The organism is Streptomyces litchfieldiae (assembly GCF_031845365.1).
Classification (GTDB): Bacteria; Actinomycetota; Actinomycetes; order Streptomycetales; family Streptomycetaceae; genus Streptomyces; species Streptomyces litchfieldiae.
Genome location: NZ_JAVREL010000004.1, coordinates 20,288 through 32,107, shown reverse-complemented (window position 1 = coordinate 32,107; position 11,820 = coordinate 20,288). Strand labels below are relative to the sequence as shown.

At 73.4% G+C, this 11,820-nt stretch carries 11 protein-coding genes; 9 read left to right on the top strand and 2 right to left on the bottom strand.

What is annotated here, in order from left to right:
• Window positions 1-75: 75 nt before the first annotated feature.
• A complete protein-coding gene (locus RM590_RS08890; protein WP_311703878.1) occupies window positions 76-705 on the top strand; it encodes an alpha/beta hydrolase family protein in 630 nt (209 codons plus the stop codon).
• A gap of 88 nt (window positions 706-793) precedes the next feature.
• Here RM590_RS08890 and RM590_RS08885 read toward each other — a convergent pair whose 3' ends face one another.
• A complete protein-coding gene (locus tag RM590_RS08885; RefSeq protein ID WP_311703877.1) occupies window positions 794-2,884 on the bottom strand; it encodes a hypothetical protein in 2,091 nt (696 codons plus the stop codon).
• A gap of 225 nt (window positions 2,885-3,109) precedes the next feature.
• On the opposite strand from RM590_RS08885, the gene proB reads away from it, so the two are divergent.
• The 5 genes from proB to RM590_RS08860 all read left to right on the top strand — a co-directional run bounded on the left by proB (window position 3,110) and on the right by RM590_RS08860 (window position 8,011).
• Complete coding sequence (proB, locus tag RM590_RS08880; RefSeq protein WP_311703876.1) at window positions 3,110-4,240, top strand: glutamate 5-kinase; 1,131 nt, start codon at window positions 3,110-3,112, stop codon at window positions 4,238-4,240.
• Between the two features lie 181 nt (window positions 4,241-4,421).
• On the top strand, window positions 4,422-4,820 hold the full coding sequence (locus RM590_RS08875; protein WP_394813829.1) for a hypothetical protein: 399 nt from the start codon (window positions 4,422-4,424) through the stop codon (window positions 4,818-4,820).
• Between the two features lie 36 nt (window positions 4,821-4,856).
• Window positions 4,857-6,149, top strand: coding sequence for a glutamate-5-semialdehyde dehydrogenase (locus tag RM590_RS08870; protein WP_311703875.1), 1,293 nt, complete (start codon window positions 4,857-4,859; stop codon window positions 6,147-6,149).
• Window positions 6,150-6,197: 48 nt separating this feature from the next.
• Window positions 6,198-6,839, top strand: coding sequence for an SCO2584 family spore wall biosynthesis protein (locus RM590_RS08865; RefSeq protein WP_311703874.1), 642 nt, complete (start codon window positions 6,198-6,200; stop codon window positions 6,837-6,839).
• Window positions 6,840-6,922: 83 nt separating this feature from the next.
• A complete protein-coding gene (locus RM590_RS08860) occupies window positions 6,923-8,011 on the top strand; it encodes an SCO2583 family membrane protein (protein ID WP_311703873.1) in 1,089 nt (362 codons plus the stop codon).
• Here RM590_RS08860 and RM590_RS08855 read toward each other — a convergent pair.
• Window positions 7,980-9,101 (bottom strand): M48 family metallopeptidase, encoded by a 1,122-nt coding sequence (locus RM590_RS08855; RefSeq protein ID WP_311703872.1) that lies wholly within the window; start codon window positions 9,099-9,101, stop codon window positions 7,980-7,982. The genes RM590_RS08860 and RM590_RS08855 overlap by 32 nt on opposite strands.
• 168 nt (window positions 9,102-9,269) lie before the next feature.
• Here RM590_RS08855 and RM590_RS08850 point away from each other — a divergent pair, with 168 nt between their 5' ends.
• The 3 genes from RM590_RS08850 to RM590_RS08840 are packed head-to-tail and all read left to right on the top strand — an operon-like array spanning window position 9,270 to window position 11,817.
• Window positions 9,270-9,431 carry a hypothetical protein gene (locus tag RM590_RS08850; RefSeq protein WP_311703871.1) on the top strand — a complete coding sequence of 54 codons (162 nt, stop codon included), beginning with the start codon at window positions 9,270-9,272 and terminating at the stop codon, window positions 9,429-9,431.
• Between the two features lie 10 nt (window positions 9,432-9,441).
• Window positions 9,442-10,065 (top strand): nicotinate-nucleotide adenylyltransferase, encoded by a 624-nt coding sequence (nadD, locus tag RM590_RS08845; RefSeq protein WP_311703870.1) that lies wholly within the window; start codon window positions 9,442-9,444, stop codon window positions 10,063-10,065.
• A 21-nt stretch (window positions 10,066-10,086) separates the two neighbouring features.
• The gene (locus RM590_RS08840; protein ID WP_311703869.1) at window positions 10,087-11,817 is read left to right on the top strand and encodes an LCP family protein; all 1,731 of its coding nucleotides are present in this window, start codon (window positions 10,087-10,089) and stop codon (window positions 11,815-11,817) included.
• Window positions 11,818-11,820: the final 3 nt, after the last annotated feature.

Sequence of the window (11,820 nt, the reverse complement as noted above, 5' to 3'; positions counted from 1 at the left end):
CACGGCACCTTAACGGCAGATGACGCACGGGTGTCCATGCGAGGGCTGAGCGCTCCCGGGCGACAGACTTCTCACATGAGCCGGACTGTGCACACCCCCGCGGGGGACGCCCGTATCCACTGGCACGCCGCCGATGACGCGCGAGCCGTGCTGGCGCTGGGCCATGGCGCGGGGGGCGGGATCGAGGCCGCCGACCTGGCGGCGCTGGCCGCCGCCCTGCCCGCCCGGGGCATCACCGTCGTCCTCGTCGAGCAGCCCTGGCGGGTGGCGGGCAAGAAGGTCGCCCCCGCACCGCGCACCCTGGACCTGGCCTGGACCGCCGTGTGGCCGACGCTGACCGAACCGGGCCTGCCCGTCGTCGCCGGCGGGCGCAGCGCGGGAGCGCGGGTGGCCTGCCGGACGGCGCGTGAAACGGGCGCGCGCGCCGTGCTGGCGTTGTCGTTCCCGCTGCATCCGCCCGGGCGGCCGGAGAAGACGCGGGTGGGTGAGCTGCGCGAGGCGGGTGTTCCTGTGCTGGTGGTACAGGGCGGCCGGGACCCCTTCGGCCGGCCGGCGGAGTTCCCGTCCGGCACGGAGATCATCGAGGTCCCGGAGGCCGACCACGGCATGGCGGTCCCCAAACGAGCCGAGATCCCAGGAGAGAAGGCGCTGCACACCGCGACAACACAAATCGCCGACTGGCTGGACCGGCTACTGGCAGGCTGAGCCCGCAAGGGAACGCGCCCCATAAGGGGCGCGGGGAACTGCGCGATCAACCACAAACGGCCCGCGCTTTTCTTCCCGAGCGGCAGTCCTACGGCATTGCCAGCGAAGCGTTCAGCCGGGCCCGCCGAGACCGGCGGGCGTCGGAGGCCGCGCACAGGGCGTGCACCGCCTGCTGGAAGCGGACCTGGGACGGCGGCTCGGCCGGACCGAGCAGGAACGCCTTCAGTTCCCGCCGCGCCCCGGCCAGGGTGTCGCGCGCGGGGTCCGTCACCGACCGCAGCAGCTCCGGCACCCCGGCGGCGTCCGGCTCCAGGATGGCGGCCGCCCGGACCGTTGGGTTGGCGGCGCGGAACTCCTCCTCGGGCAGGCCGCTCGTGTTGACCACGGCGTACGGCTTGGTGCTGGCGAGGAAGTCGGCGACCACGCTGGAGACGTCCGAGATCAGCAGGTCGGCCTGGTTGAAGCAGGAGTAGATGTCGGGGCGCGGCCCGGTGAGGATCAGATGGGCCCGGGCCGGCTGCGCGGCCCAGAACGCCGTCCGCCACGCCTCGGTCGCCGCGGCCACCGCCGCCGCCCGGCCCGGCGGCGGCGCCGTCTGCCGGAGCATCCGCTCCATCTCGTCCGCGCGGGGCCGGAACGCCCGGGCCGTGAGCACGTTCAACTCCTCGGTGCGCCGGGCCAGTTCGGCCTCGGCGCTGCCGGTGCGGCCGCTGATCGCCCGGGGCGCGGGCGCCGCCAGCAGGCCGCGCTCGGCCGCGGCCTCGCCGCGCGCGGGCGGCCGGCGCGCGGGGCGGCGCTCGCCGGCCGCCGCCGCGTTCGCCGCCTCGATCAGCGCCCGGATGCGGGCGTCGGCCTCGCCGGCCCGCGGGTTGACCGACCCGGTCATCGGGTGCGGCTTGTACAGCAGCCGCACCCGGGGCTCGGCCAGCAGCGCGCGGACGATGTTCTCCCCGGCCAGCAGCACGGAGGTGTTGCCCGGGTCGTTGGTCCAGCCCTCCCAGGTCGGCGCGTACAGCACCGTGACCGGCCCCGAAGGGTCCGGCGGGCCGGTGTGCGGCTGGATCGGCGCGAGCTGCGGCCGGCCGACCTCCACGACGTCGCGGTCGTCCACGCCGACATCGGCCAGCGCGTACCGCCGGCGGGCGGCGGGCCCGGCGACCCACACCTCGTCGTAGACCTTCGCGTACGGGTTGCAGCTCGACAGCTTGTCGCTCTCCCCGTGGTTGGTGAACGCGTGCTTGATCGTGGGGATGCGCAGCACCTGCGAGGTCTTCGGCGCGTTCGCCGGGTGCAGCAGCATCTTCAGCGTCGAGTGCTCCAGCAGCATCAGGTGCGCCACCCGGGGCACACACACGATCGGCACGTCCGTGGCGGCGATCTGCTGCACCATGCCGCGCTCGCGCAGCACGACCAGCGGGCGGCCGTCCAGCGCCGCCAGCGTGGACAGCCACATGTTCGCCTGGTACGCGGTGCCCGAGCCGCCCGAGAAGTACAGCCCGACGTCCGGCCGGTAGGCGTTCAGCCAGTCCTGGAACCACGCCAGCGTCCGCTCCACGTCCGGCGGCCGTTTCCCCGGCAGCAGCCAGGTGGCCAGATACGCCCAGCCGCCCGCGAACAGCGCCAGCGACGCCCCGGCGCCCAGCAGCCCCCACACCGCGCTGTCGGTGAGCACCGTGCCCAGCAGCCCGGCGGTGCCCGGCACGGCGAACAGCGGCATGCGGCGCCCGGGCCGCATCAGCGGCCGGGGCGGGGCGGGGGAGAGCCCCAGCGCCGAGGTGTCGATGTTGCGGGTGACGACCGGCAGCGCACGGGAGCGGCGGATCAGCACGGCCAGCGCGCGGCAGCCGAAATGCGCCGCGTAGGCGGCCAGCAGCGTGCCGGCCAGCACCAGGCGCGGCACGGTGTCGATCCCGGACAGGTGCGCCAGGCCGATCACGAACAGCAGGTCGCGCAGAAGCTGTCTGACCGCCTCGTCGAAGTGCAGCCGGGTCATCACCGAGAGGATGCCGGGCTGCCAGTGGCGCAGGCTGAGATCGAACGCGAGACCGCCGGCGCCGGCGGCGCAGAGCAGGGCGGCGTTCGGCAGCAGCGCGCCGATGAACTGGGCGGCGAAGAGGGACAACAGGGCGGCGAGCGTGATCCATGGCGCGCCGCGGCGCGGCGACGGTCCTGCGGGCACGGTGTTGCTCCGGTTGAGGGTGGGGAGAATGTGGGGAAGTGTCACCCGGCATACGGATTTGTGCTGGTCCACCACTGAGCGTAGGCCGGTGCGACGGGAAGCGGCAATCGCCGCGGGGCGGAAGATGCCAGCGGTTATATGAGTGAGCGGCCGTTCGGCACGGTGGCATAGATTACGGACGGAAGTCCGGTGGCGCCGGAAACCGACGAGCACAGGGGCAGCACAGTGAGCGACGCGGGCGCAGTGGCGCGGCAGGACGTCTTCGATGCCCGCAGGGTCGTCGTCAAGATCGGCTCATCCTCGCTGACCACCGCGGCCGGCGGGCTCGATGCCGACCGGGTGGACGCACTGGTCGATGTGCTGGTGAAACAGGACGGGAGGCAGATCGTACTGGTTTCCTCCGGTGCCATCGCCGCAGGTCTCGCCCCTCTGGGCCTGGCGCGCCGCCCGGCGGACCTGGCCCGGCAGCAGGCCGCGGCCAGCGTGGGCCAGGGGCTGCTGCTCGCGCGCTACACCGCCTCGTTCGCCCGTTACGGCCGCCGCGTCGGCCAGGTGCTGCTGACCTCGGACGACACCAGCCGCCGCGCCCACTACCGCAACGCCTACCGCACACTCGACCAGCTCTTCACCATGGGCGTGGTCCCGGTCGTCAACGAGAACGACACCGTGGCCACCGACGAGATCCGCTTCGGCGACAACGACCGGCTGGCCGCCCTCGTCGCCCACCTGGTCCGCGCCGACCTGCTGGTGCTGCTCTCCGACGTCGACGGCCTGTACGACGGCGACCCGGCGCGGCCGGGCACCCGGCGCATCGCCGAGGTCACCGGGCCCGCCGACCTGGCGGGCGTCGAGCTGGGCCGGGCCGGCCGGGCGGGCGTGGGCACCGGCGGCATGGCCACCAAGGTGGAGGCCGCCGCGATCGCCACCGAGGCCGGCATCCCCGTGGTGCTCGCCTCGGCCAGCCAGGCCGCCGACGCGCTGTCCGGCGCGCCCACGGGCACCTACTTCCGCCCCACCGGCCGCCGCTCGGCCGGCCGCCTGCTGTGGCTGGCGCACGCCTCCGCCCCGCGCGGCGCGGTCGTCCTGGACGCCGGCGCGGTGCGCGCGATCACGGAGCGCGGCAGCTCGCTGCTGCCCGCGGGGATCACCGGGGTGGACGGCGAGTTCATCGCCGGGGACCCCATCGAGCTGCGCGACGAGACGGGCCGGGCGGTGGCCCGGGGCCTGGTGAACTTCGACGCCCGCGAGATCCCGCTGCTGATCGGCCGTTCCACTCGCGAACTGGCTCGCGAGCTCGGCCCGGCATACGAAAGAGAAGTCGTACATCGCGATGACCTGGTTCTGATCCGGGCATAAGTTCCTTCGGTGAGTCGTGTGCGGTGCGGTCGCCGGGCCGGTGCCGGATGTGTGAAAGACCAGTCTTTCCACGGAAGGTTCCCGGAAACGGCCCCGCCGCGGCACGCGAACTGGTCAACTCTTCCGTGGTGCCGCGCCGCACCACACAGCACCACTCCAGCACCATGTCAGGAGGCTGCCGGTGAGACGACTGGCCAGCGTCGGGGAAGACCAGCGACGGGAGGAGGCCGCGCCCAAGGGGCCGCGGCTGTGGCACATCACGCTCAGCGTCGCCGGCCAGGAGGCGCCGCTGCGGGATGTCCGGCGCGGCCTGGAGCGGCTCGCCGACGACCACCCCTTCCTGCTGACCAGCCGCTACGCCTGTGACCATGCCGAGATCCGGTACTGGGAGGAGGCGCGCGACCTGCACGACGCGGCGGCGGTGGCGCTGCGGCTGTGGGGGGAGCACCGGCGCACCGCGCAGCTGCCGCCCTGGGAGATCGTCGGCCTGGAGGTCATCGGGCGCGAGACGTACCACCAGCGCATCGCCGAGGGCTACGGTCCGCCGCCGGCCGTTCCGGTCGGCGTTCACCCGTTCTGAGGTCGGACACGAGGCGGCTGCGGCTACGCTTTCCGTATGACCACCACCGCGGAATCGACCGGGACCGGTACCTCTGACGTCATCGCCACCGCGCGCCGCGCCAGGGAGGCGGCGGCCGCGCTGGCGCCACTGCCGCGCACCGCCCGCGACGCGGCGCTGGCGGCCGTCGCCGACGCCTTGGAGGCGCGCGCGGCCGAGATCGTCGAGGCCAACGCCCAGGACATCGAGCGGGCCCGCGCCGCGGGCACCGCGGCGGCGATCATCGACCGGCTCACGCTCACCCCGGAGCGCATCGCCGCCATCGCGGCCGACGTCCGGGACGTGGTGGCGCTGCCCGACCCCGTCGGCGAGGTGGTCCGCGGCTCGACCCTGCCGAACGGGCTGGAGCTGCGGCAGGTCCGCGTGCCGCTCGGCGTCGTCGGCATCATCTACGAGGCCCGCCCCAATGTGACCGTGGACGCCGCCGCGCTCTGCCTCAAGTCGGGCAACGCCGTGCTCCTGCGCGGCTCCTCCTCCGCCTATTCCTCCAACACCGCGCTGGTGGCCGTCCTGCGCGACGCCGTCGCCGGGGCCGGACTGCCCGCCGACGCCGTGCAGTTGGTGCCGGGGGAGGGCCGGGAGTCGGCGCGCGAGCTGATGCGGGCGCGCGGCCTGGTCGACGTGCTGATCCCGCGCGGCGGGGCGTCGTTGATCCAGACCGTGGTGCGGGAGTCCACCGTGCCCGTCATCGAGACCGGCGTGGGGAACTGCCACGTCTACATCGACGAGCTCGCCGACCTCGACATGGCCGTGGACATCCTGGTCAACTCGAAGGCCCAGCGCCCCAGCGTGTGCAACGCCGCGGAGACCGTCCTGGTGCACGCCGGGATCGCCGACCGCTTTCTGCCCCGGGCGCTGGCCGCGCTGACGGCCGCCGGGGTCACGGTGCACGGCGACGAGGCGTGGCAGAAGGCGGGTCAGGACGCGGGCACCGAGGTCGTGCCGGCCACCGACGCGGACTGGGAGACGGAGTACCTGAGTTACGACATCGCCGCCGCCGTGGTGCCCGACCTGGACGCCGCCGTCGCGCACATCCGCCGCTGGACCTCCGGGCACACCGAGGCGATCGTCACCCGGGACACGGCCGCGGCGCGGCGTTTCGTCTCGCTGATCGACTCCACGGCCGTGATGGTGAACGCCTCCACCCGGTTCACCGACGGCGGCCAGTTCGGCTTCGGCGCCGAGATCGGCATCTCCACGCAGAAGCTGCACGCCCGCGGCCCGATGGGGCTCCCGGAGCTCACGTCCACCAAGTACGTGGTGACAGGGGACGGTCACACCCGGGAGTGAATTCCGGATGACTCTCCCCCGCGGGCGCATTCCGCCTAGTCTGGACACGTGCCGGAGGACGTGGGGGGCCTGCCGTTCCGTGACGGTGACGGGCCCGACAGCGAGGACCGCGGGGCAGCCGACGAGGCGTTCGCCTCCGTGGTGCTCGACGACGACTTCGTCGAGGCCGCCGAGGTCCACGAGCCGACCGCGGCGGAGCGGATCCTGTACGCCGCCATGGAGCGCGCCGAGGCGGAGGCCGCCGCGGAGCTGGGCTTCTACCGCGACCCCGACCTGGATCCCGGGGCCTCCGACGGGCTGGCCGGCTTCGACGACGAGGAAGACGCCGACGACGAGGGACGGTTCGACCGCTCCGACTACACGCGGTACTTCCCGGACGACGACGAGGCGGACGACATCCCGCCCGGCCTCGGCCCCTACGGTTCCCGTCCGATGTACGGATACGAGGACGGCGTCGGCACCGGCGCGATACGCGGGCCGGGCGCCCGGGAGGCGCAGCCGCCCCCCTGGCGGCCGGTGCGCTGGCAGCGTCCCGTGGCGTGCGTGCTGGCCATGGTGATGGGCATCAGCGTGATCGCGTTCGCGCTCATAGCCATCCAGCGGGCGGGCTCCGCGCAGTCCCGCGAGCCGGAGCGCGACGACGAGGAACAGACCATTGTGGACGCCGATTTCTCCGAGGGCGGCTCCTGACGGTCCGCCTGCGGACCCCTACGACCGAAATCCGCCCCCCGCGAGGGCTTTTTACACCTCCGTCGGCGACCTACGCTGGAGGGGTGGCCGGGCGTACTGACCCTCCGGAAGGGACTCCCGGGGGTGCCCCGGGAGCCGGGGACGAGGAGTACCAATCGACCGTCTTCGACGAGTCGTTCGTCAGAGCTGCCCGTCTTCAGGAGTATTCCGCGCGGCAGCGGCTGGAGGATCACACCACCGCGGTCCGCACCCGCGCCCCCGAGGCGTACTCAACTGCCGGGCGGACGGTGCCGAAGCAGGGCATAGCCCTGGCGCTGATCATCCTCATGGCCTTCGCCGCCGCCATCTACCTGGGCGCCAACAACCCGTACGACGCCGCCCGCGAGCTGCCCGCCGACCCGCCCGCCGCGGTGACCGTCGCGCTGGCCCCGGAGGGCGAGGTGCCGGGCGCGGCCGACGCCGCCGCGCTGTACGCGGACGGTCCGGCCGAGGACTACGGCGCGGGCGCCGGCGGCGTCGACCTGCCCGACCCGCGCGCCACCGCCCACTTCTCCCGGGAGCAGGTGCTCACCGCGCTGACCCTGGCCAAGGAGTACGTGGTGGCCAGCGCGCTGACCCCCGGCGTGCTGGCCGGGACCACCACCGTTCCGGTGCGGGAGCTGCTGGGCGCCGAGCAGCAGCGGCAGTTCGACGGCGCGCTGAACGGGCAGGACGCGCGCTGGGGCGGCATCACGGACTGGCTGGTCCGGTTCGACGAGGCCGAGGCCGAGCTGGTCGACCAGCAGGTGCGCGTGGAGGGCGACTTCTCGTTCAGCGAGATCACCGACGACGTGCTCCAGGTGGAGGGCCACCACGTCTCCGTCTACGCGCTGCGGCCGGCCGGCGCGCCGGCCGCGCCGGTCGCGCTGTTCACCGTGCAGCGGCAGTTGCGCTTCCAGTTCGGCGAGGAGGAGCTGCGCGACCGGAACGTGGTGCTGCGCCAGGCCGACACCCTGGCCGGGCCGATGGACTGCGCCGCCGACCCGTCCGCCGTGTTCCACCCGCTGCTGGCCGGGGAGAGTGCCACCCAGCCGGCCTCGGAGGGCGTCGACCCGTACGCCCTCGACGGGGAACGCGCCGCGCTGTGCGGCACGTTCGCCGTCAGCGACCTGCCGAGTCCGGCGGCTCACTAGCCCCGTCGTCCGGGCGCTCGGCGCGGTCCTGGCTCGAGCCCCGCGCGCCCCGGGCCGCCCCGGTCGCGAAGTCCCGCAGCCGGCCGCCCAGTTCGCCGGCGCCGCCGGCCACGTCGGTGACGAGCCGCATCAGCGGGTCGCCGCTGGTCCGCACGCGCCGCGCGTAGTGGCCGGCCGACTCCCGGACCGACGCGGTGACGGAGGCGTCGCGGTCCTCCTCGCGGCGCGGGTAGTGGCCGTCCATGATCCGCTGGTAGTCGCGGCCGGCCGCCCACGCGCGCAGCTCGGCGGCGCGCACGACGGCGAAGGGGTGGCTGCGCGGCAGCACGTTGAGGATCTTGAGCACCGAGTCGCGCAGATCGCCGCCCGCCTCGTACTCGTCGGCCTGCTCCAGGAAGGCGTCGACGTTCATCTCGTGCAGGTGGTTGCCGCCGGCGAGCTTCATCAGGCCGCGCATGGACGCCTGTACGTCCTGGCCGACGAGCAGCCCGGCGCGGTCCGCGGACAGTTCCGACTTGCGGAACCACTCGCGCAGCGCGGTGACGATCGCCATGATCGCGATGTTCCCCAGCGGGATCCAGGCCACGCGGACGGCCATATTGGTCAGGAACAGCAGGATCGTGCGGTAAACGGCGTGACCGGACAGCGCGTGGCCCACCTCGTGGCCGATGACCGCGCGCGTCTCGTCCTCGTCGAGCAGCTCGATCAGGCCGGTGGTCAGCACGATGATCGGCTGGTCCAGGCCGATGCACATGGCGTTCGGCCTGGGGTCCTGCGTGACGTACATCGGCGGGACCTTTTCCAGGTCCAGGACGTAGCAGGCGTCCAGCAGCATCTCGTGCAGATGGGCGAACTGCCGCTCGCTCACCCGCACCGAGTCGGACAGGAACAGCAGCCGCAGGCTGCGCTCGGGCAGCATGCCGCTCATCGCCTTGAACACGGCGTCGAATCCGGTCAGCTTGCGCAGGGCCACGAGCGCGGAACGGTCCGCCGGATGCTCGTAGGCCCGGGAGGATATGCCGGGGAACCGCCGCCGCCCGTTCCCCTCCGTCGTCGGCTCGCCGCCGCCCGCGTCCACGTTGTCCGTCATGGGGCCCCCTCGTCCGTCGTCCGGCGTCGCCGCGCCGGTCCAGCCACGCGTGCCGGTCCTGTCCTCACTGCACCGCATGGGAAGCGGTGGGGGCAAGAGGCCATGGCATAGTCCTCCGCATACGATGACACTGAGTCCCAGCAGTCCCGTTCCCGGATAGGTCCGCGTATGACGCAGCTCACCACTTCTCCCGCCACCTCCGCCCTGCGCACGCTCGCCGAGGAGGGGCACGGACACGAGAGCCTGAACGCCTACGCCATCGGCGGCGGCGCCTTCGCGGCACTGCTCCTGCTTCTGTGGATCACCACGCGGCTCAACCGCGACCGCTAGGGTCTGGCGCATGCGAGACCAGATAGGCCCCGCGAAGCGGCGGCTCGGGGTGATGGGCGGCACGTTCGACCCGATCCATCACGGGCACTTGGTCGCCGCGAGCGAGGTGGCCGCGCGGTTCCACCTCGACGAGGTCGTCTTCGTGCCCACCGGGCAGCCGTGGCAGAAGGGGCACCGCGCGGTCTCCCCGCCGGAGGACCGCTATCTGATGACGGTCATCGCGACGGCGTCCAACCCGCAGTTCTCCGTCAGCCGGATCGACATCGACCGCGGCGGCAAGACGTACACGATCGACACGTTGCGCGATCTGCGGGCCGAAAACTCCGACGCGGACCTGTTCTTCATCACCGGGGCCGACGCGCTCGCCCAGATCCTGGGCTGGCGCGACGCCCCCGAGCTGTTCTCGCTCGCCCACTTCATCGGGGTGACCCGGCCCGGGCACGCCCTCGCCGACCCCGGGCTGCCGGGCGGCGGGGTGTCGCTGGTGGAGGTGCCCGCGCTGGCGATTTCCTCGACCGACTGCCGGGAGCGGGTCGCCCGCGGCGATCCGGTCTGGTATCTGGTGCCGGACGGGGTGGTGCGCTACATCAACAAACGCGCGCTCTACCGGGATCTCGGAGAACCGACGCGCTGAACGGACTGAAGGGCGGCACTCGTGAACGACCGACAGGATCCGTACGGGCAGCTCTACGGCTATGACGAGTACGGCCGCCCGCTGTACGGACCCGTGCCCGGGCAGCCGTTCGCCCAGCACGATGCCGCCCCCCAGGACGTCGCCCAGCAGGGCTATGACTACGGCACCGGTCAGCAGCCGCCCGTGCCCGGCGACTGGGGCACCGGTCAGCAGGCGCCTGTCGCCGACCCCTACACGCACGACTACGGCACGGGCCCGCAGCCGCCGGTGTACGACGCGTACCCCGCCTACGACTACGGCACCGGTCAGCAGGCGCCCGTCGCCGACCCCTACGCGCACGGCCACGACTACGGGACGGGCGAGCAGCCACCCGTCGCCGACGCGTACGACTACGGTCACGACCGGGACTTCGGGACCGGCGAGCAGGCGCCCGTGCCGCCCGCGCCGCCGTCGGGCCCGGCGCCGTCCGCGGCCGTTCCCCAGCAGCGCCGGCCGCCCGGCGACGCCCCGGACACCGAGCAGTTCGCGTTCGTCGACGAGAACAACGACGAGTCCGAGGACGTCATCGACTGGCTCAAGTTCACCGAGAGCCGCACCGAGCGCCGCGAGGAGGCCAAGCGCCGCGGCCGCAACCGCCGCCGGCTGCTCGTCTGGCTGCTGGTCCTGGCCGTGCTCGGCGGCACCGGGTTCCTGTGGGCCACCGGCCGGCTGCCGGGCGTGCCCGGGCTGGACACGAGCGAGGAGGCGGCGCCGGGCGCGGAGGTGCGCGACGTCGTCGTGGTCCATCTGCGGCAGATCGACTCCGACGAGACCGCCACCGCCCTGCTGGTGGCCAACGAGACCGCCGGCACCGGCACCACGCTCCTGCTGCCCAACGACCTGGCCGTGACCCCCGACGGCGGCCCCACCACGCTCGGCCAGGCCGTCACGGACGAGGCGGCCGGCTCCGTGCGCGACTCCCTCGGCGGCCTGCTGGGCGCCGACATCAAGGGCACCTGGCGGCTGGACACCCCCTACCTGGAGAACCTGGTCGACCTGGTGGGCGGCATCACCGTGACCACCGACGCCGAGGTGCCCGGCGAGGACGGCGAGGAGCCGCTGGTCGTCCAGGGCGAGGACGTCCCGCTCAACGGCCGCGCCGCCGTCGCCTACGCCACCCACCGCGGCGAGGACGAGTCGGGCGACGCCCAGTTGGCCCGTTTCGGCCAGGTCATGCAGGCCGTCCTCGCGAAGATGCCGAGCAACGAGAGCGGCGCCCTGCGCGTCGTGGAGGCCCTCGCCCAGATCACCGACCCCTCGCTCACCGAGGAGGAGCTCGGCGCCAGCCTCGCCCAGCTCGCCGGCTACGCCCAGGACGACGCGTACACCACGACGGCACTGCCCGTGGAGGAGGACGGCACGCTCAGTGACGAGACCGCGGACGGCCTGGTGATGGACGTCCTCGGCGGCACCGTCACCAACGCGGACCCCGGCGCCACCCCGCGCATCGGCATCCGGGACGCCAGCGGCGCCGAGGGCTCGGCCGAGACCGCGCGGATCGCCCTGGTCAACGGCGGTTTCACTGTCGTCGACAGCCGCCCCACCGACGAGCCGGCCGCGGAGTCGCAGGTCACCTACGCCGACGAGGCCCACCAGGAGACCGCGCTGGAGGCCGCCCGCACGCTGGGCCTGCCCGAGGAGGCGGTCACACAGGGCGACGGCGCCGGAAATGCCGATGTGACGATCGTCCTGGGCGAGGATTATGGACAGTGACCG

Bases quoted from the DNA above. Each gene is read 5' to 3' on its own strand.
- RM590_RS08890 (WP_311703878.1), top strand. From the start codon at position 76: ATGAGCCGGACTGTGCACACCCCCGCGGGGGACGCCCGTATCCACTGG.
- RM590_RS08855 (WP_311703872.1), bottom strand. From the start codon at position 9,101: ATGACGGACAACGTGGACGCGGGCGGCGGCGAGCCGACGACGGAGGGG.
- nadD (WP_311703870.1), top strand. From the start codon at position 9,442: ATGCGAGACCAGATAGGCCCCGCGAAGCGGCGGCTCGGGGTGATGGGC.
- RM590_RS08870 (WP_311703875.1), top strand. From the start codon at position 4,857: ATGACCACCACCGCGGAATCGACCGGGACCGGTACCTCTGACGTCATC.
- RM590_RS08850 (WP_311703871.1), top strand. From the start codon at position 9,270: ATGACGCAGCTCACCACTTCTCCCGCCACCTCCGCCCTGCGCACGCTC.